18 protein-coding genes and 1 tRNA gene are annotated in these 19,592 nt (G+C 73.9%); 5 read left to right on the forward strand and 14 right to left on the reverse strand.

Annotation, left to right across the window (positions count from 1 at the left end; translation table 11 throughout):
* Window positions 1-260 precede the first annotated feature (260 nt).
* From IH00_RS0102295 to IH00_RS0102310, 4 genes are all read right to left on the reverse strand, one after another.
* Window positions 261-455, reverse strand: a complete 195-nt coding sequence (locus tag IH00_RS0102295) for a hypothetical protein (protein WP_031068960.1) — start codon at window positions 453-455, stop codon at window positions 261-263.
* Between the two features lie 92 nt (window positions 456-547).
* Window positions 548-1,453 (reverse strand): SDR family oxidoreductase, encoded by a 906-nt coding sequence (locus IH00_RS0102300; protein ID WP_031068962.1) that lies wholly within the window; start codon window positions 1,451-1,453, stop codon window positions 548-550.
* Complete coding sequence (locus tag IH00_RS0102305) at window positions 1,450-2,331, reverse strand: alpha/beta fold hydrolase (RefSeq protein ID WP_052411127.1); 882 nt, start codon at window positions 2,329-2,331, stop codon at window positions 1,450-1,452. Before IH00_RS0102305 ends, IH00_RS0102300 begins: the two co-directional genes overlap by 4 nt.
* Window positions 2,328-3,827, reverse strand: coding sequence for a flavin-containing monooxygenase (locus tag IH00_RS0102310; RefSeq protein WP_031068965.1), 1,500 nt, complete (start codon window positions 3,825-3,827; stop codon window positions 2,328-2,330). The genes IH00_RS0102305 and IH00_RS0102310 overlap by 4 nt, the downstream gene beginning before the upstream one ends.
* A gap of 224 nt (window positions 3,828-4,051) precedes the next feature.
* Here IH00_RS0102310 and IH00_RS0102315 point away from each other — a divergent pair, with 224 nt between their 5' ends.
* A complete protein-coding gene (locus IH00_RS0102315) occupies window positions 4,052-4,678 on the forward strand; it encodes a MerR family transcriptional regulator (RefSeq protein WP_039946048.1) in 627 nt (208 codons plus the stop codon).
* 53 nt (window positions 4,679-4,731) lie between these two features.
* Here the strand turns inward: IH00_RS0102315 and IH00_RS0102320 are convergent, their stop codons facing one another.
* Together IH00_RS0102320 and IH00_RS0102325 are read right to left on the reverse strand one after the other, a co-directional pair.
* Window positions 4,732-5,760, reverse strand: a complete 1,029-nt coding sequence (locus tag IH00_RS0102320) for a DUF6528 family protein (RefSeq protein WP_234334734.1) — start codon at window positions 5,758-5,760, stop codon at window positions 4,732-4,734.
* Window positions 5,761-5,928: 168 nt separating this feature from the next.
* Window positions 5,929-6,726: an exodeoxyribonuclease III gene (locus IH00_RS0102325; RefSeq protein WP_031068969.1), complete on the reverse strand. Its 798-nt coding sequence runs from the start codon at window positions 6,724-6,726 to the stop codon at window positions 5,929-5,931.
* 62 nt (window positions 6,727-6,788) lie between these two features.
* On the opposite strand from IH00_RS0102325, the gene IH00_RS0102330 reads away from it, so the two are divergent.
* From IH00_RS0102330 to IH00_RS0102340, 3 genes are all read left to right on the forward strand, one after another.
* Window positions 6,789-7,289, forward strand: a complete 501-nt coding sequence (locus tag IH00_RS0102330) for a GNAT family N-acetyltransferase (RefSeq protein ID WP_031068971.1) — start codon at window positions 6,789-6,791, stop codon at window positions 7,287-7,289.
* Between the two features lie 128 nt (window positions 7,290-7,417).
* Window positions 7,418-8,389 carry a trypsin-like serine peptidase gene (locus IH00_RS0102335; protein WP_031068972.1) on the forward strand — a complete coding sequence of 324 codons (972 nt, stop codon included), beginning with the start codon at window positions 7,418-7,420 and terminating at the stop codon, window positions 8,387-8,389.
* A gap of 231 nt (window positions 8,390-8,620) precedes the next feature.
* A complete protein-coding gene (locus IH00_RS0102340; RefSeq protein ID WP_039946045.1) occupies window positions 8,621-10,285 on the forward strand; it encodes an amidohydrolase in 1,665 nt (554 codons plus the stop codon).
* Here IH00_RS0102340 and IH00_RS0102345 read toward each other — a convergent pair.
* A complete protein-coding gene (locus tag IH00_RS0102345) occupies window positions 10,258-12,423 on the reverse strand; it encodes an RICIN domain-containing protein (RefSeq protein WP_052411128.1) in 2,166 nt (721 codons plus the stop codon). The two genes, IH00_RS0102340 and IH00_RS0102345, sit on opposite strands and share 28 nt — an antisense overlap.
* 379 nt (window positions 12,424-12,802) lie before the next feature.
* On the opposite strand from IH00_RS0102345, the gene IH00_RS0102350 reads away from it, so the two are divergent.
* Complete coding sequence (locus IH00_RS0102350; protein WP_031068977.1) at window positions 12,803-14,059, forward strand: vanadium-dependent haloperoxidase; 1,257 nt, start codon at window positions 12,803-12,805, stop codon at window positions 14,057-14,059.
* A gap of 61 nt (window positions 14,060-14,120) precedes the next feature.
* Here the strand turns inward: IH00_RS0102350 and IH00_RS0102355 are convergent.
* The 7 genes from IH00_RS0102355 to galU form a co-directional block, all read right to left on the reverse strand.
* Window positions 14,121-14,194, reverse strand: a tRNA-Ala gene (locus IH00_RS0102355).
* Window positions 14,195-14,289: 95 nt separating this feature from the next.
* Window positions 14,290-15,336 carry a divisome protein SepX/GlpR gene (locus IH00_RS0102360; protein WP_031068979.1) on the reverse strand — a complete coding sequence of 349 codons (1,047 nt, stop codon included), beginning with the start codon at window positions 15,334-15,336 and terminating at the stop codon, window positions 14,290-14,292.
* Window positions 15,337-15,481: 145 nt separating this feature from the next.
* Entirely contained in the window at window positions 15,482-16,102 is a 621-nt protein-coding gene (locus tag IH00_RS0102365) for a GNAT family N-acetyltransferase (RefSeq protein WP_031068981.1), read from the reverse strand.
* On the reverse strand, window positions 16,099-16,569 hold the full coding sequence (locus IH00_RS0102370) for a MogA/MoaB family molybdenum cofactor biosynthesis protein (RefSeq protein ID WP_031068984.1): 471 nt from the start codon (window positions 16,567-16,569) through the stop codon (window positions 16,099-16,101). The genes IH00_RS0102365 and IH00_RS0102370 overlap by 4 nt, the downstream gene beginning before the upstream one ends.
* Window positions 16,570-16,664: 95 nt before the next feature.
* Window positions 16,665-17,165: a cyclic pyranopterin monophosphate synthase MoaC gene (moaC, locus tag IH00_RS0102375; protein ID WP_031068986.1), complete on the reverse strand. Its 501-nt coding sequence runs from the start codon at window positions 17,163-17,165 to the stop codon at window positions 16,665-16,667.
* A gap of 121 nt (window positions 17,166-17,286) precedes the next feature.
* Entirely contained in the window at window positions 17,287-18,594 is a 1,308-nt protein-coding gene (glp, locus tag IH00_RS0102380) for a molybdotransferase-like divisome protein Glp (protein ID WP_031068988.1), read from the reverse strand.
* A 4-nt stretch (window positions 18,595-18,598) separates the two neighbouring features.
* Entirely contained in the window at window positions 18,599-19,501 is a 903-nt protein-coding gene (gene galU / locus IH00_RS0102385) for a UTP--glucose-1-phosphate uridylyltransferase GalU (protein WP_031068991.1), read from the reverse strand.
* Window positions 19,502-19,592: the final 91 nt, after the last annotated feature.

Here is a 19,592-nt window from a genome sequence, read left to right on the forward strand (position 1 = left end):
CCCCGGCCCCCGCCGCGCCCCTCCGGCCCAAGCCGACACCACCCGCGCACCGCGCGCCCCAAGCCGACGCCCCCCGCGCGGGCCCAAGCCGACACCACCCGCGCACCGCGCGCCCCAAGTTGACGCCCCCGCGCAGCAGGGACCGCGGCCGGCGCACGCAGAAGCAGGGCGCACCCGGCGTCCCGGGTGCGCCCCGCGCGGTCACGCGCCGCTACGAGTCGACGAGTCGACGTCAGGCGTCAGGTGTCGGACGTCAGACGTCAGACGTCGTAGCTGCGGTCCGCCCGCTCACGCGCCGTCTGCGCGTCCTCGTCCATGCCCTGCCGGCGCTCGTCGCGCTGCGGACGGCCCTTCTGCGTGCGCTGCTGCGCCTCGCGCTTGGCGTCCTGCGCCCGCTGCTTGGCCTGGTCCTTGAGCTCCTGCGACTTGTCCTTGAACTGGTCTGCGATACCCATCGAGTTCACTCCTGAAAGTGGGGGGTGCGGGGGCCATGTTCGGCCCCCGGCCTCGACCAGCGTGGCATGACCCGACATACCGCGCATTTCGATCAAGCGGTGACGCTTTCGTCACGCTCGGTAGCGCCTCGGCGGGCCGCTTCGTCCGCCTCGCCCCCCGCCCCGACGAGCCCCCTCCGCACGCTCCCCAGCCGCGGCTCGAAGCGCCGCATCTCGCGCTGTCCGACCGTGGCGATGAGGCCCGGCAGGTAGCCGCGCACCGACTGCATGCCGCGCAGCCACCACTGCGCGTACACGTGGGCCGAGCGCCGCTCGATGCCGGCGACGATCCGGTCGACGGCGGGGCCGAGCGGGTACGTCCGGTTCGAGGGCCACGGCAGCCGCTGCCGCAACTCCCGCATCACGTCGTCCTGGTCGGCGCCGCGCACCATGTCGGTGTCGGTCCACGAGAGGTACCCGACCCCGACCCGCACGCCTTTGTGGCCGACCTCCGCGCGCAGGCTGTGCGCGAACGCCTCGACGCCCGACTTGGAGGCGCAGTACGCGGTCATCATCGGGGCCGGCGTGATCGCGGCGAGCGACGCGATCTGCAGGAAGTACCCGCGGCTCTCGGCGAGCACCGGCAGGAACGCCCGGCCCGTCACCGCGCCGCCGATGAGGTTGACCTCGATGACCCGCCGCCACGCGACGGGGTCGGAGTCCATGAACGGACCACCGGCCGCGACGCCCGCGTTGGCGACGACGATGTCCACCTTCCCGAAGCGCTGCTTCACCTCCTCCGCGACCCGTGCCATCGCCTCGTGGTCCGTCACGTCGACGTGCCACCAGTCGCTCTCGGTGTGCAGCCGCCCGGAGACCTGCTTCAGCAGCTCGGGCTCCAGGCCCAGCAGCGCGATCCGCGCGCCGCGTGCGGACATCTTGCGCGCCAGCAGTTCGCCGACGCCCCGTGCGCCGCCGGTGATGACGGCGACCTGCCCGTCCAGGCTCACCTTGGTCATGCCGCCTCCTCCTTGTCCGTGGACCCCAGGTACGTCGTCACGAGCGCGCGAATGCGCGCCGTCACGGCCTCCGGCGCCTCCACGGGCGTCATGTGCCCCACGCCCGTGAGCTCCTCCAGCCCGGCGCACCGGGGCAGCGCGGCGGCCAGCGCCCGCGCGTGCACCGGCGGCGTGAGCCGGTCCGCCGTGCCGACGATCACCGCGGTCGGCACGGTCAGCTCCCGTACGCCCGCCTCGACGTCGAGCCCGGCCAGGACGTGCGACCACGCGACCCGCACGGCGCGCGGGCAGGCGTGCACGATGCGGGCGCACTCGGCGACGGCGGCGGGTGCCGAACCGGGGCCCATGGTGGCGTACTTGAGGATGGCCTTCGAGACGGGGGTGACCGGCCCGAGCGGTACCCGGGCGCCCAGGACGAGCCCGGTGAGCCGGGTGCGCAGCCGCCCGGCGCGCAGCGGCAGGACGAGCGACTCGGCGACGAGCCGGGACGGTCCGGTGCTGCACAGCAGGACGGCCGCCGCGTGCTCGCGCACCGCGGGCCGCCCGGCGGCGGCCATGAGGGTCATGCCGCCCATGGAGTGACCGGCGAGCACGGCTTTCTCGCCCGGGTCGAGGGTTGCGGTGAGCACCGCCTCGAGGTCGTCGGCGAGGGCCTCCGTGGAGTAGCCGCCGGGGCCCGCCGCGGCGGGTGTGTTGCCGTGTCCGCGCTGGTCGTAGACGACGACCCGGTGGTCGGCGGACAGGTCCCGCACCTGGGCGGCCCAGAACTCGGTCGAGCAGGTCCAGCCGTGCGACAGCACCACGGCCGGGGCCCCTTCGGGCCCGTACACCTCGGCGTGCACCGGCGTCCCGTCGGCGGACGTCACGTTCACCTTCATCGCACGGTCTCCTTGTCGCGTACCCGGACCACCTCGTACTCGGCCAGGTCCACGGCGCGCGTCGCGCGCCGGAACTCGCCGGTCGTGCCGGGCCAGAGGGTGGTGTTGCGGCCGTTGGCGTCGAGGTACCAGCTGTCGCAGCCGCCGGACTTCCACACGGTGCGCTCCATGCGGGCCTGCACGCGCCGGTTCCAGGCGGCCACGGCGGACGGCCGGGCCGCGAGCGCCACGCGCCCGCCGAGCACGTCGAGCTGGCGCATGTAGTCGGCCAGGTAGTTCAGCTGGGACTCGATCATGAGGATCATGGAGGAGTTCCCGAGCCCGGTGTTGGGGCCGATGATGGTCATCCAGTTGGGGAAGCCCGCGGTGGTGGCGCCGCGCAGCGACTCCATGCCGTCCTTCCACGCCTCGGCGAGGGTGATCCCGTCCGCGCCGACGACGCGCTCGGCGATCGGCATGTCGGTGACGCGGAAGCCGGTGGAGAAGATGATCGCGTCGGCCTCGGCCTCGGTCCCGTCGGCGGCGACGAGCGTCGAGCCCCGCACCTCGGCCAGCCCGGAGGCGACGACGTCCACGTTGGGCCGGGCGAGGGCCGGGTAGTAGTCGCTGGACAGCAGGATCCGCTTGCACCCGATGCGGTACGAGGGCGTCAGCTTGGCCCGCAGCGCCGGGTCCTTGATGGCCCGGTTCATGTTGGCCTTGGCGACGGACTCCACGAGGCCCAGCTCACCGGGGCGCTTGGTGAAGGCGCTGACCTGCAACTCCCGGATGCCCCAGAGCAGTCCGCGGCGGGCCTTGGCGGTGAGGGGCAGCCGGCGGTGCAGCCACCGCTCGGCGCCGCTGATGGGCCGGTCCATACGGGGCATGACCCAGGCCGGGGTGCGCTGGAACAGGGTCAGCCTGCCCACCCGGGGCTGGATGGAGGGCACGATCTGGATGGCGGAGGCGCCGGTGCCGATGACGGCGACGCGCTTGCCGGCCAGGTCGTGGTCGTGGTCCCAGCGGGCGGAGTGGAAGACCTTCCCGCCGGCCGCCTCGAAACCCGCGAGGCCGGGGATGTCGGGGATCCTGGGGTCGGACAGCGGTCCGGTGGCGGAGACCACGACGTCGGCGGTGAGCGTGCCGCGCGTGGTCTCGATCTCCCAGCGCAGTGCGTCGTTGTCCCAGTGCATCATCCGCACGTCGTGGCCGAACCGGATGTGGGACCGCAGGCGGAAGGTGTCGGTGACGTGCTCCAGGTACGCGCGTATGTGCTGCTGGCCGGAGAAGGTGCGCGGCCAGTCGGGGTTGGGCGCGAAGGAGAAGGAGTAGAGGTGTGACGGCACGTCACAGGCGCACCCGGGATAGCTGTTGTCCCGCCAGGTGCCGCCCACGGAGTCGGCCCGCTCCAGGACGACGAAGTCGGTGATTCCTTCGCGGCGCAGCCGGACGGCGGCGCCGAGGCCGCCGAATCCAGATCCGATCACCGCCACTCGTACGTGCTCGTGCTGGCCCATGCCGCCTCCGCATACCCGTCCGCAAGTCCGGTCCTCAGGACTCTGCCAGCAATCGCTGGCACGGTTGGGAGAGTAGAGCAGCTCCTTACCGAGCGGTAGGGGTGCGCCGGGAAAAGTTACCGGCGGTACGACATAGGGTGGCGACCGTGGCGAACGAGGGGATCAGCGAAGGCACCGGCCGGCGCGGGCAGGGCGGGGAGCACCCCGCGCCGCGCGAGTACCGCATGGAGGAACTGGCCGCGGAGGCCGGCATCACGGTGCGCACCCTGCGGTTCTACCGCGAGCGCGGCCTGATCCCCCCGCCCCGCCGCGAGGGCCGCATAGCCTGGTACGGCCCCCACCACCTGGCCCGGCTGAGGACGATCGCGGCCCTGCTGGAGCGCGGCCACACCCTCAACGGCATCGCCGACCTGGCGGCCGCCTTCGAGAGCGGGCGGGACGTCGGCGAGGTGCTGGGTCTGGGCGAGCCGACCGAGGAGGAGCCGGTACGGCTCACCCCCGAGCAGCTCGCCGACCACTTCGGCGACCAGGTGACCCCGGAGAACTTCGCCGCCGCCCTGGAGCTGGGGTACCTGGCCACCGACGGCGAGGAGATCGTGCACGTCAGCCGCCGGCTGCTGGAGGTGTCGGCGGCGCTGGTCGAGGAGGGCATCCCCCTGGCGGCGGTCCTGGCCGCCGCGGCCCGCGTCCGGGAGCACGCCGACGCCCTGGCCGCCCTCTTCGCCGACCTGCTGCGACGGCACGTGGGCGGCGACGCCGACGCGGTACGGCTGCGCCCGCTGGCGAAGAGCGTGGTGGAGGCGGAGGTGTCGATGGCCCTGGACCGCCGCCTGCGCACCCGCGGCATCTGAGAGGCGCCGGGGGGCGCCGGACCGCACCGGGCCCCCAGGGGCGAGGCGACCGGTCAGACCGCCGGCACGGGCAGCCACCAGCGCGCCTTGTAGATCCCGCCGCCGGCGAGCCGGTACGCCCCGGCGGGCCGGTGCACCGTCACCGTCCGGGTCCACCAGGTCTCCCCCAGGCCGCGCTCGGGCACCGTGGAGGCGACCTGCCCGGTCGCCGGGTCGTCGCCGACCGCCTTCACCCTGGCGCGGCTGATGCGCTCCGCGTCCGGGAAGTCCTGCACGAAGGCGCCGGTGCTCTTCACGTACTGGTACACGGCCGAGCCGCTGCTCACCCAGAGCCGGTCGGGCCGCCCGGCGACCTGCCCGAGGTCGTGTCCGTGCGGTGTGGGCAGCGGAACCTCGAAAACCCTGGTCAGGGTGGGGAGTCCCGCGCTCCGGCCGGCCCTCAGCGCCACGAGCCGGTCGCCGCCCAGCGCCCACAGCACCCGGCGCGCGCCGTCCCATTGCAGGCCGTGCGCGTCCTCCAGCGCGTAGGAGGCGAACGGTACGCCGGCCCGCCCCCGGGAGGCCGCGTACAGCCGGACGACATCGCCGGTGCTGCCCGCGACGGCGACGTTCCCGTCCGGCAGGAGTTCGATGCTGTGCGGGTTGTGCCGGATGGTGCCGGGCGAGAGCGCGTCACCCCAGTACCGCCGGCCCGAGGGGTGCTCCACCACCGCCGCGAAGCCGTACGAGGCGACGGTGAGCACGTACGTCCTGCCGCGGAAGGTCCGTACCTTCGCCTCGGACGGGTGGACCCAGCTGACCTCCGGGTCCAGGTCGGCGTACCGCGGGTCCCCGAGCGGCGAGAACGCCCACCGCACGGGGGACGGCCCGGCGGCCGGGTCCCAGTCGCGGCGGGCGCCGTCGAGCAGCAGGACCCGCCTGGACGCCTGGTCGGCGAGGAGGACGTCGGGCGTCCCGGCGGGGATCTCGGAAGCGGGAACCGGGACGGAGGCCGACGTCGGCACGGGGGCGGTCAGCACCAGGCCGAGTGTGACCGCCGCGAGCAGGGCGGAACGGAGCGTACGTACGGTGACGGTGCGCACGGCACCACAGCGTGCCAGAAGCATTCCCCGGAGCCGCGCCCTACACACCGTTCATGACAGATCATCACTTCCGGAACGGGCCCCTCTCGCCCCGGCCGGACACGGACCCGGCTCCCGGACTCCCGGGAGCCCGGGAGCCCGGGCTCCCGGTCAGGCTCGCCGCGCGGTCTACAGGTCGTACACGGCCGTCACGGGCGCGTGGTCGCTCCAGCGCTCCGCGTGGGTGGCCGCGCGCTCGACCCAGGCCTTCACCGCGCGGGCCGCGAGTCCGGGGGTCGCCACCTGGTAGTCGATGCGCCAGCCGGAGTCGTTGTCGAAGGCGCGGCCGCGGTAGGACCACCACGAGTACGGGCCCTCCTGGTCCGGGTGCAGGGCGCGCACCACGTCGACGTACGAGGCCTCGTCGAACACCCGGCTGAGCCAGGCGCGCTCCTCGGGGAGGAAACCGGAGCTCTTCCGGTTGGCCTTCCAGTTCTTGAGGTCGGCCTCCTGGTGGGCGATGTTCCAGTCGCCGCACACCAGCACCTCGCGGCCGTCGGCGGCGGCCCGCTCCTTGAGCTCCCCGAGGTACGGCAGGAACTCGCCCATGAAGCGGATCTTCTCGTCCTGCCGCTCCGTGCCGACCTCGCCCGAGGGCAGGTAGAGGCTGGCCACCGTGACGCCCGGGAGGTCGGCCTCCACGTACCGGCCGCTGCCGTCGAACTCGGACGAGCCGAAGCCGACGCGCACGGCGTCCGGCTCGCGGCGCGTGTAGAGGGAGACGCCCGCGCGGCCCTTGGCGGCGGCCGGGGCGTGGACGGCGTGCCAGCCCGCGGGCGTACGGACCGCCTCGGGGAGCTGCGACTCCTCGGCGCGCACTTCCTGCAGGCAGAGCACGTCGGCCGCGGTCCCGGCCAGCCACTCCACGAAACCCTTCTTGGCGGCGGCGCGCAGGCCATTGACATTGGCGGACGTCACAGTGAGCATTCCGGCACAATACCCACCCGTGGGGACCCACCCAGGACCTGCATATCTGTACGATGCACCGCATGGATATACAGCGCGTCCCCTTCGACCACCCCGACGCCGTGAAACTCAACGACGCGGTGCAGCTCGAGTACGCCGAGCGGTACGGCGACGGCGGCGATCTCACACCGCTCGACCCCTCGATGTTCCTCCCGCCCCGCGGCCTCTTCCTGATCGCGTACGACGGGCTGGGCCGCCCGGTCGCCACCGGGGGCTGGCGCACCCAGGACGAGAACGACGAGGGCTACTCCGACGGGGACGCCGAGCTCAAGCGGATGTACGTGGTCCCCGAGGCGCGCGGCCTGGGCCTGGCCCGCCGGATCCTCGCCGCCCTGGAGGCGGACGCACGCGCCGCCGGGCGGACCAGGATGGTGCTGGAGACCGGCGACATGCAGCCGGAGGCGATCGGGCTCTACACGTCGAGCGGGTACACGCCGTGCGCCAAGTTCGGCTACTACCGGGAGTACTCCAACAGCCTGTGCTACGCGAAGCCGCTCGCCCCGGAGCCCGACACCCGTCCGTGACGCGGTCCTGACAAAGCGCACCACCCCGTGGCACGCTGCCTCACGCAACGCCGATCCGCACCGCTCTTCGTTCCCCCACCCTGCCCGGGCCGCGCCATCGCGCCCGGACACGGCAGAAGGAGACATGCGTGAGACGCCATCGCACCGCCACGGGCATCCTGCTGACCGTCGGAGCCCTGCTCACCAGCGCCCTGTCGGCCACCGCCGCCGCGGCCCCCGCCCCGGCGCCCGGCCAGGACACCGCAGCCCCCTCCGCCAGGAGCGTCACCGCCGCCGAGCAGCACCGCGCCCGCGCATTCTGGACACCGGACCGGATGCGCTCCGCCACCCCGCTCGACCTGCTGCTCACCCCGCAGGCGCTGAAGAAGCTCAAGGCCCCCCGGCCGGGCGGCGGGACGACGACCGTCGCGCCCACCGCCTTCCCGCAGGCGGGCGGCTCCTGGACCGGCGGCGGCGCGGTCGTCAAGACGTCCGGGCGGGTCTTCTTCTCCTTCCAGGGCCGTACCGCCTCCTGCTCCGGCAACGCCGTGACCAGCCAGAACGCCAGCACCGTCATCACGGCCGGCCACTGCGTCAAGTACCAGGGCAGCTGGCACACCAACTGGGTCTTCGTCCCGGCGTACGACAACGGCCAGGCGCCGTACGGCCAGTGGACCGCCTCGAAGACGCTGACCACCCCGCAGTGGGAGGCGAGCGAGGACATCAACCACGACATCGGCGCGGCCGTCGTCGCCCCGCTGAACGGCCAGCGGCTCACCGCGGTCACCGGCGCGCAGGGCATCCAGTTCAACGGGGGCTACAACAAGCCGATGTACGCCTTCGGATTCCCGGCGGCGTCCCCGTACGACGGATCGAAACTGGTCTACTGCAGCGGGAACTCCTCCAAGGACTGGCTCTTCTCGCAGGACCACAGCCTCGGCTGCAACATGACGGGCGGCTCCAGCGGCGGCCCCTGGTTCACCGGCTTCAGCGAGGCGACCGGCACCGGCCTGCAGGTCTCGGTGAACAGCTTCGGCTACACCTTCCTGCCGAACCGCATGTTCGGGCCGTACTTCGGCAACGAAGCGAAGGCGCTGTACGACAAGGCCCAGGTCTCCTGAGCCGCTGAGGCACACCACGGAAGCGCGCCCGGCGGGGTGTTCCCTCCCGCCGGGCGCACCCGTGATGCGGATGATCCTCCACCCCGCGCCCCCGCACGATTCCGTCCGTTCCGCCGGAACCGGCCGCCACGGAGGAAGGCCGTCCGGAAAGTTCACCCTGCCCATGGACACCGGCGTGTCCCCCCGCAGACTGAACGACGAACGACCCCTCCGTGAACCAGGAGTACGCCCATGGCCCCTCACCGCACCGCGGACCTCGTCTTCACCGGCGGCCCCGTCCACACCGTGGATCCGGCGCGCCGCCGGGCGAGTGCCGTGGCCGTGCGCGGCGAACGCATCGTCGCGGTCGGCGGCTCCGAGGTCCACGGGCTGATCGGCCCGCGCACCGAAGTGGTCGACCTGCGCGGCCGGTTGCTGATACCGGGGTTCCAGGACGCGCACATCCACCCGGTCGGCGGCGGCGTGGAGCTCGCCCGGTGCGACCTGAGCGGGGCGACGACGCCGGAGGCGTACCGCGGCCTCATCCGCGCGTACGCGGAAGCCCACCCCGGCGCCGCGTGGATCACCGGGGGCGGCTGGTCGATGGAGGCGTTCCCGGGCGGCACGCCGGACCGCCGCTTCCTGGACGAGCTCGTCCCCGACCGGCCCGCCTACCTGGTCAACCGCGACCACCACGGCGGCTGGGCCAACTCCCGCGCCCTGGAGCTGGCCGGCATCACCGCGTCCACGCCCGACCCGGCGGACGGGCGCATCGAGCGGGACGCGGACGGCCGCCCCACCGGCATGCTCCAGGAGGGCGCGATGACCCTCATGGCCGGTCTCGTACCGGCGCCGACCCCGGACGAACTGACGGCCGGCCTGCTGCGCGCGCAGGAGCTGCTGCACTCGCTGGGCGTCACCGCCTGGCAGGACGCCCTGCTCGGCGACCACGCCGGGATGACGGACCCCGCTCCGGCGTACGCGGCCGCGGTGCGCAGCGGGAAGCTGACCGCCCGGGTCGTCGGCTCGCTGTGGTGGGACCGCACCCGCGGCCTGGAGCAGCTGCCCGAACTGCTGCAGCGGCGCGCGGAACTGACGCACGGCAGGCTCCGGGCCACGACCGTGAAGATCATGCAGGACGGCATCGCCGAGAACCGCACGGCGGCCCTGCTCGGGCCCTACCTCACGTCCTGCGGCTGTGCGTCGGACAACTCCGGCGTCTCCTTCATCGAGCCGGACGCGCTCGCCGCCTGCGTCACCGCCCTGGAGGCGCACGGGTTCCAGGTCCACTTCCACGCGCTGGGTGACCGTGCGGTGCGCGAGGCGCTCGACGCCGTGGAGGCCGCCCGGAAGGCGGGCGGCGACTCCTCCGACACCCGGCCGCACCTCGCCCACCTCCAAGTGGTGCACCCGCAGGACGTGCCGCGCTTCGCCGAACTGGGCGCGACCGCCACCATCCAGGCCCTGTGGGCGGCGCACGAGCCGCAGATGGACGAACTGACGATTCCCTTCCTGGGCCCCGAACGCGCCGCCTGGCAGTACCCGTTCGGCGATCTGCTCCGCACCGGGGCGCGGCTCGCCGCGGGCAGCGACTGGCCGGTCAGCAGCCCCGACCCGATGGCCGCGCTGCACGTCGCGGTCAACCGTGTCCTGCCGGACGCCGGGCCGGACACACCCGTCTTCCTGCCGGAGCAGCGCATCGGTCTGGACGCCGCCCTCACCGCGTACACCGCGGGCAGCGCGTATGTGAACCACCTCGACGACACGGGGGTCATCCGGGCCGGGAACCTGGCCGATCTGGTGGTGCTGGACCGCGATCCGTTCGCGGGGCCGGCGGAGGAGATCGCCCTGACCCGTGTGCTGCAGACCTTCGTCGGGGGCGTTCGCGTCTACGCGGACAGCAGCGCGAGCGGCTGACCCGGGCCGGCCTCCCGGGTGGCGGGAGCGTCGGGGGCCGGAGCGCCGGGGGCCGGGTGGCGCCGCTCGTGGTCGCGGAAGTGCCGTGGGCGGGCCTCGCCGGCGGGGCCCTCGCCGGAGGCGTCACCGGGTCCGCCGGGCGGGGCGTCGGCGGTTTCCTGTTGCGGGGCGCCTCCGGGCGCCTGGGGCGGGGCGTCGTGGGGCTCCGGGGCGGGGGCTGTTCCCGATTCCGGTCCGCCGGCCGGACCGGGGACGCCGCCCGGGGAGGCGGCCGGCTCCGGTGACGGAGTCCCGGTCCGCGGCGCGGGCCGGTGCGCGGCCTTCGTCGGGGCGGGCGCCCGCCGGGGCGCCGTCCCCGGCATCCGCCCGGGCGGCGTCCCCGGGACGGCCGCCTCCGGCGCCTCGGTCGTCCATCGCTGGGCCGCCGCCCCGTCCCGCACGCGGACGACCACGCTGGACCCGGCGCCCGGGGTGACAGGGGTGAGCGCCAGCTGCTCGCTCCAGCGCGGGACGACCACGCCCTGGAGGGTGATGTCGTAGCGGACGTCCGCCGCGTCGGGGGCCGAGTCCGCCGTGCACGCGGCCAGCACCACCGTGCCGGCGGGCCGGTGCGAGTGGGCGCACAGGGTCGGGTCCGCGGCACTGCGCAGGAGACCGTCCTCCTCGTACGTCCACAGCTGCGTCACGGGCCCGGCCGCGCAGGCGGCGAGCGTCAGCTCGGTCCCGGCGACGGCGCGGCCGTCCTGGAGGTCGAGGCACAGACCGGAACCGGCGTTGCGCAGCCGGAAGTCGATGGGGCCGGCCGGCACCTGCGTCGGCAGGCCCGAGGGCCGTCCGGTGGGGTGGCCGGCCGGGGCGGGGGCGGGCGGTGCGGGGACGGTCACGGCTCCGCCGGGCTGCGCCCCGGCCCGGTGCCCGGTGCCTCCGTCCCCCGCGTCCCCGCCGTCCACGAGCGCCGTCACCGCCGCCGCGACCAGGACACCGGTGACAACGATGCCAAGACCGACGAAAAGGGGCGCTCCACGGCCGGCCGCCACGGATGCCGCCGATCCGGCGGCCCGGCCACCGGCTGCCGCTCCGGCGACGCCCGCGTCGGCTGTCCCGGCCCCCGCCCCGCCCGCTGTCCCGGCCCGCGCGCCACCCAGCCGCAGCGCTCCGGCGCGCAGCCCGTCGAGCGCCGGCGCCGCGAGCCGCAGCACCCGGCCGCCTCCGGTCGCCGACACGCGCCGGCGGCCGCCCCGGGAGTGCCGCCCGGGCCGCTTCGGAGCGGGCTGCGCCTGGTCACGGGCGCGGGCCCGGCCGGGCCGTGAGGCGAGGTACCGCTCCGCTCCCCCGCCGAGCAGGCCCTCGGCGAGGAGCAGGGCCAGCCGCCCGTCGGAGTGGAGCAGTTGTTCGGCCGCGTGCCGGCAGTGGCGGCACGCCGCCAGGTGCCGCTGGATGTCGGGGATCAGGGGGCCGGTGCGCCGCAGGGATATGTCGAGCAGCCGGCCGTAGTGCCGGCACTCCGGGTCCGGCGCGAGCTGCTGGTGCGCGCTCAGGCACCCGGCCCGCAGGAGCTCGCGGGCCTCGGCGAGCCGCGCGGCGGCACCGCGGGGGTCGATGGCGAGCAGCGCGCAGGGGATCGACAGCCCTTCGGCCTCCACCTCCCGGTGCCACAGCAGCACCTGGGCGGGGGCGGGCAGGGCCCGGAAGGCCCGGGCGATCAGCCGCCGGTTCTCCGCAGGCTCCTCCGGGTATTGAATTCCCGTCAACAATGCGGCGATACGGGCGTCGGCGGCCCACTCGCGCAATACCTGGCGTGCCGCCACCAGGAAATGCACCCGCAGCGCACCCGCGGCCGGCCCTGCCTCGCCTCCCCCGGCGCCACCGGCGCCGCCGGTGTCCTCGCGCAGCCTTTCCAGGCCCAGTCCGAATGCGGCGGCCGCGGCCATCGACACGGTTTTCCCGGCCTGCGGCACGAACAGCGCCACGTAGTCGCACACCGCCTCCCAGTGCCGCTCCATCAGCGCGGCCTCCGGGTACGCGGCGCGCCGCCGCTCGACGGTCCGCAGCTCACCGGCCAGGAACGCGTCGGAGCCGCCGGAGGTGGGCCCGTAGGGAGGGCGAGGGGGCGACGGGTAGGGAGGGGGGTTGTGCATCACGTATTTCCATCCAGGCCAATTGCAGTGGGGAGTGCGCCGGATTGGTGCGTACCTTTACGTGCCCTTCGTTATACGGAGGCGCCACCGAAAGGAATTCGAACTGATGAGCAGAATCGGCATGTTGGGCCGCGAGAAAGCTCACCATGACACAACTCTCGCTGCTGCAACAAGAGTTCATCGAAGCCACATGACGCCGATCGCCCGGCCCCATTAAGGAACCGCCCGCCCGGACCGGCGCGGCGCGCCCCCCGGCGGACCGGCGCGACGGGCCCGCATGACGGGCATGTGACGGCGGCACTGCACCACTGTTGCACTGCGCTTTCGTCCGGTCACTCACCGTTGACCGGGGTGACGGGGTACGGCTAGCTTCGCCGGCATGTCGATCTCCGTATGCACCCGCCGCCGCGCCCTGGTGGCTCTCGGCTCCGCCGCCCTCGTGGCCGGATCCCTCACCACCACCTCATCCGCCGCGGCCCGGGACCACCGCACGCGCCCGTCCGTGGTGCTCGACTGGTACGACACCACGGCGGCGACCGTGGCGGCGGCCGGTGCCCCCGCCCAGATCACCAACAGCCGCACGTGGGCCATCGGCTGGCTCGCGGCCGCCCGCGCCGTGGCCGAGGCGCCGAGGGGCCCGGGCCGGCGCGACTTCCAGGACGCGGCGCTCGCCTCCGCCGTGCACCATGCGCTCGCGGCGCTCGTACCGTCCCGCGCCCGCGAGCTGGACGCCGCGCTGCGCACGTCGCTCGACCGCGTTCCGGACGGGAGGGCCAAGGCGGGCGGCGTGAGCGCCGGTGTCCGCCAGGCACGGCTGCTGCTCGCCTCCCGGGAGGGCGACGGTCTGGACCCGGCCGCGGTGAACGCGCCGTTCCGCGTTCCGCCGGCCGGGCCCGGGGTGTGGCAGCCGACACCGCCGGCCTACGCCCCCGCCATCCAGTACGGCAACCGGCTCGCCAAGCCCTTCCTGCTGGACCGTCCCGACCAGTACCGACTGCCCGCGCCTCCCGCGCTGGACTCCGCGCGCTACCGCGCCGACCTGGCGGAGGTACGCGCCTACGGCGCCGCCACCGGCGCCGCCCGCACGCCCCACCAGACCGGGACGGCCACGTTCTGGCTCGGATCCTCCCTGACCCTGTTCACCGAGCCGCTGCGGGTGGCGGTGTCCCGCTCGCCGGAGTCCGTCGTGGCGCGGGCCCGCCTGGTGGCGCTGTTCCACACGGCTCTGGTGGACACCCAGATCGCCACGTCCGACAGCAAGTACGCCCATCTGCGCTGGCGTCCGGTCACGGCCATCCGCACGGGCTCGATCGACCCCGACCCGGACTGGACCCCGCTGCACGCCACGCCGCCTCATCCCGACCACCCGAGCGGCCACACGAGCTATGCGGGTGCGGCGGAGGCGATCCTCACGGCCCTGACCGGTCCCCGGACGGCTCCCTTCGAGCTCACCAGCCCCACGGCCCCCGGAGTGACCCGCACCTACACCTCGTGGAGCCGGCTGGCCGAAGAGAACGCGGACGCCCGCGTGTTCTCCGGTATCCACACCCGCTCGGCCGACGAGGCGGGCCTGACCCTCGGCAGGCAGGTCGCCGTCCACGCCCTGCGCACGGCACACCGTCTGCTCACCGGCTGACCGGCGACGCGGAAAAGCGAGATCCCGCCCGATCTTTCGATCGGACGGGATCTCGTGTGCGTGGACCTGAGGGGATTTGAACCCCTGACCCCCTCGATGCGAACGAGGTGCGCTACCAGTCTGCGCCACAGGCCCTTGCGACGTGTGAAACATTAGCATCCCGATCGGGCTGCTTGGAAATCCGTTCCCCGCGGGCCGCGGAGGACGAGACCCGCGTCACGTACGCCGTGTCACTCGTTGGCCGCACGCGGGCGGTCCTCGTCCGCGTACTGGTCGAACAGCGGGGTGCGGCCGTGGTCGCGGGTGCGGCGCGGCGGGGTCGGGCTCGGGTTGGGGTTCTGGCGCGTGGGCGGCGGCGGGGTGGGCTCGGCCGCGGAGGAGCGCGCCGCGCTCCAGGTCTCCGGGTCCGTGACGTCCACACCGCCGGTGGCGCGCGGGGCGACCGGAGCCGTCACGTACGTCGGCAGGGGGACCGGGACCGGGTCCCAGCTGTCGCCGCGGGCCGGGCCGCGGTCGCGCTGCTGGTCCACCCACTCCGCGTGGTCGGTCTGCTCGACGAGCGCGCGGCGCCCGGCCTCCTGCGGGGAGACCGTGGGCTCCGGCTCGGGCTGGGGGCTCGGCGCCGGTTCGGCGGCCTGCTCCGGGACGGGCCGGGTCCGCGTGCGGCTCTCGCGCAGCCGCTGCGCGGCGGCCTCGGCGCGCCTGCGGTCCATGACGTACACGAAGCGGCGGCGCTCCTGCGCGCGCAGGTGCACGATGTACGCGCTGAGCAGGACCGCGGGGACGCCCGGGGCCCACAGGAAGGCGAGTCCGCCGACGGCCGCGACGATCGCGCCGAGCGTGAACGCCAGGAAGAGGACCACCGTGGTGCGCCGGCGCCGGGCGAGCACCCGGGAGCGGCGCGCCCGTTCGGCGGCTGCGGCCGCGGCGGCGGGGCGGACCGGACGGGGCCGGGCCGGCGGGGCGTCGGGTACCTCCAGGCGTGCCTCCGTCAGCGCCGGAGGCGCGGCGAAGGCCCGGACGTCGACGGAGCTCAGATGCTCCGTCTCGGCGTCCGGGTCGACCTCGGGCTCCACCTGTCCGGCGGTGCGCCGGTCCAGCTCCTTGGCGTACCGGCGCTCCATCCCCGCCCGTCCGGACAGGAGCCGGATGGCGGTGCTGAAGCGTTCCGTCGGACGGGCCTCGTTCAGCTCGTCCTGCCGTCGGAGCCACATCGGCACCAAGTAGGCGGCCCAGGCCCCGACGATGACTGCGTAGATGAGGCCGCTGCTGCTCACATCCCACACCGTAGAGGGGTTCGCAGCAGGCCATCGGCCAATTGGGCCGGTGTGTCGCACGATCTGGCTGATATCACTGAATTTTTTTGTGATTCGTCAGACCGATTATGGTCGATCCGCGATCGAATTCGAACATTTATTTTATTTATCGGGGCGTCCCCGGTCGGGCGCGGTGCCAGCGGCGCAACAGGCCCTCCGGGACCTCCTCGGCCGTGAGAGCGAACACCAGATGGTCGCGCCAGGCACCGTCGATGTGGAGGTAGCGGGGCCGCAGCCCCTCCTCGCGGAATCCGAGTTTCTCGACGACCCGCCGGCTGGGCGTGTTCTCGGGGCGAATGCACACCTCGATCCGGTGCAGCCCGACCGTACGGAAGCAGTGGTCCACGGCGAGCGCCACCGCCGTCGGCATCACGCCCCGCCCGGCGACCTCCCGGTCCACCCAGTAGCCGACGTGGCCCGCGCACATCGAGCCCCAGGTGATGCCCGCGACCGTCAGCTGGCCCACCAGCCGTCCCTGGTACTCGATCACGAACGGCAGCATCCGTCCCGCGTTCGCCTCCGCCCGCAGATGGCGGACCATCTGCCGGTACGTGGGCCGCTGCACGAACGGCGCACCGGGGGCCGGGGGCGGGATGGTGGCCTCCCAGGGGCGCAGCCATTCACGGTTGCGCCGGTTGACCTCGCGCCAGGCCCGCTGGTCGCGCAGCTTTATCGGGCGCAGGACGATGTCGCCGTCCACCAGGATCACGGGCCAGGCGATGTTCATGACGGTCTGGGGTGGTCGCCGCCACGCAGCTGGTCGACCGCGTGGACCAGGATGCGGCCGAGTACGGCCATGCCGTCGCGTACACCGCCGGTCGAGCCGGGCAGGTTGACGATCAGGGTGCGCCCCGCGACCCCGGCCACGCCCCGGGAGAGCGCTGCCGTCGGCACCTTGTCCCGGCCGTACGCCCGGATGGCCTCCGGGATGCCCGGGACCTCGTGGTCGAGCAGGCGCCGGGTGACGTCGGGGGTGCGGTCGGTCGGCGAGACGCCGGTGCCGCCGGTGGTGAGGATGACGTCGTAGCCCTCGGCCACCCCGGCGCGCAGGGCTGCCCCGACCGGGTCCCCGTCCGGGACGACCTGCGGGCCGTCGACGGTGAAGCCGAGGGAGGCGAGCCCCTCGGCGAGGACCGGGCCGCCCTTGTCCTCGTACACGCCGGCGGAGGCCCGGTTGGAGGCGGTCACCACCAGCGCGCGGTAGGGCGCCCCGGCGGACGGGGAGGCGGGGGCGGGTGCATGGTCCGGCTCGTGGGCGTGCGCGCCGCCGACGTGGCCGCCCCGCGGGGTCACTGACCCGCTCCTGCCGCCTCGGTGCGCCGGTAGTCGCCGGACTTGCCGCCGGTCTTCTCCTCGACGCGCACGTCGGTGATGACCGCCGCCTTGTCCACGGCCTTGATCATGTCGACGACGGTGAGCGCGGCCACGGAGACCGCGGTCAGGGCCTCCATCTCGACGCCCGTGCGGTCCGTGGTCTTCACGGTGGCGGCGATCTCGACCGCGTCGTCCGCGACCGTCAGGTCCAGCTTGACCCCGGAGACGGCCAGCGGATGGCACAGCGGGATCAGGTCGGGCGTGCGCTTGGCGCCCATGATGCCCGCGATCCGCGCGGTGGCCAGCGCGTCCCCCTTGGGGACGCCCTCGCCGCGCAGCAGTTCCACCACGCGGGGGGAGACCAGGACCCGGCCGGTGGCGCGGGCGGTGCGGGCGGTGACGTCCTTGCCGGAGACGTCGACCATGCGGGCCGCCCCTGCCTCGTCGATGTGCGTCAGGCTGCCTTGGGTACTCACTGCTGAACTCCGCCTCGGGTTCCGGCGCCGGTGTCCCCGTACGGCCCATTGTCCGCCGGGGGTCCGGGGGACGTCCCCCGGAAGGCACAGCGGCAGACACCGTACCGCCACACCGGGGGCCTCAGCCGATGAGGATCACGTCGAGGGCGTCGCCCGGCTCGACCGCGGTGGTGCCCTCGGGGACGACGAGCAGGGCGTCCGCGTGCGCGAGGGCGGCGATCAGGTGCGAACCGGCACCCCCCACCGGCGTGACCGTGCCCGCCTCGGCGTCGTACGTGCCGCGCAGGAACTGGCGCTTGCCGGACGGCGAGGACAGCGGCCCGTCGGCGGCGAGCACCGCCCGCACGCGGGGGCGCTGGGTGTCCGGCTCGTCCTTGAGGCCCATCAGCGCGCGGATGGCGGGGCGCACGAAGAGCTCGAAGGAGACGTACGAGGAGACCGGGTTGCCCGGGAGTGCGAGCAGCGGGGTGTGGTCGGGGCCGATCGAGCCGAAGCCCTGGGGCTTGCCGGGCTGCATGGCGAGCGTGCGGAAGTCGATGCCGCTGCCCGGCACGTCCTGGTCGCCGACGGAGGACAGGGCCTCCTTGACGACGTCGTACGCGCCGACGCTGACCCCTCCGGTGGTGACCAGCATGTCCGCCCGGATCAGCTGGTCCTCGATGGTGGCCCGCAGCGTGTCGGCGTCGTCGGTGACGGCACCGACCCGGTACGCGATGGCGCCGGCGTCCCGCGCGGCCGCGGCCAGCGTGAAGCTGTTGGAGTCGTAGATCCGGCCGGGGCCGAGTTCCTCGCCCGGCTGGACCAGCTCGCTGCCGGTGGAGAGCACGACCACGCGCGGGCGGGGGCGCACCCGCACGGCGCCGCGCCCGATGGCGGCGAGCAGCCCCAGCTGCGGCGGGCCGAGGACCGTACCCGCTTCGAGGGCCAGGTCGCCGGCCTGGACGTCGCTGCCGCGCGCACGCACATGCGCGCGGGCCTCGACCGGGCGGTGGACGCGGACCTCGCCGCTCGCGCCCTCGGGCGCGGCGCTGGCGGCCCGCATACCGGTGGCGGGCGCGCCGCCCGCGCCGCCGTCGGTCCACTCGACCGGGACGACCGCTTCGGCGCCGGGCGGCAGCGGCGCGCCGGTCATGATGCGTGCGGCCTGGCCGGGGCCGACGGTGGGCGGTCCGCCGCTGCCCGCCGCGACGTCACCGATGACGGTGAGCACCGCCGGGAACTCCTCGGTGGCGCCGGTGACGTCCGCCACCCGTACCGCGTAGCCGTCCATGGAGCTGTTGTCGAAGGGCGGCAGGGCGGCGGGCGCCACGACGTCCTCGACCAGGACACAGCCCTGGGCGTCGGGCAGGGTGAGCTCGATGGGTTCGAGCGGGCGGATGGCGCCGAGGATGTCCTCCAGGTGCTCGTCCACCGACCAGGTCGTACTCAAGTCCCTACATCTCCTCGGTGACGTAACGGCGAAGCCAGGAACGGAACTCCGGTCCCAGATCCTCACGTTCGCACGCGAGTCTGACAATCGCCCGCAGATAGTCGCCCCGGTCGCCGGTGTCATAGCGGCGGCCCTTGAAGACCACGCCGTGGACGGGGCCGCCGGCCTTCTCGTCGGAGGCCAGCTTCTGCAGGGCGTCGGTGAGCTGGATCTCGCCGCCGCGGCCCGGTTCGGTCTTGCGCAGTATCTCGAACACGGCGGGGTCGAGGACGTAGCGGCCGATGATGGCGTAACTGCTGGGCGCCTCCGAGGGGTCGGGCTTCTCGACGAGGCCGGTCACCCGCACGACGTCGGAGTCGGCCGTGGGCTCGACGGCGGCGCAGCCGTAGAGGTGGATCTGGGAGGGCTCGACCTCCATGAGGGCCACGACGCTGCCGCCCTCGCGCTCCTGGACGTCGATCATGCGCTGCAGCAGCGGGTCGCGCGGGTCGATCAGGTCGTCGCCGAGCAGAACGGCGAAGGGCTGGTCGCCCACGTGCGGCGCGGCGCACAGGACGGCGTGGCCGAGGCCCCGCGGGTCGCCCTGGCGCACGTAGTGCATGGTGGCGAGGTCGTTGGACTCCCGCACCTTGCCCAGTCGCTCCTGGTCGCCCTTCTTGACGAGGGCTTCCTCCAGCTCGTAGTTGCGGTCGAAGTGGTCTTCGAGCGGACGCTTGTTACGGCCGGTGATCATCAGCACGTCGGAGAGGCCGGCGGTCACGGCCTCCTCGACGACGTACTGGATGGCGGGCTTGTCGACGACAGGCAGCATCTCTTTGGGAGTGGCTTTCGTGGCCGGCAGGAACCGGGTGCCGAGGCCTGCGGCGGGGATGACAGCCTTGCTGATCCTGGTGTGCGACTGAGTCATGCGGTGCACCCTATCGGGTTGGTATGGGCGGAAGATTGTCTCCGGTTAACTTCCGTCACATAAAGGCATATATGAGGGGTTCGTGAGATCA

The organism is Streptomyces sp. NRRL S-118 (assembly GCF_000716335.1).
Lineage (GTDB): Bacteria > Actinomycetota > Actinomycetes > Streptomycetales > Streptomycetaceae > Streptomyces.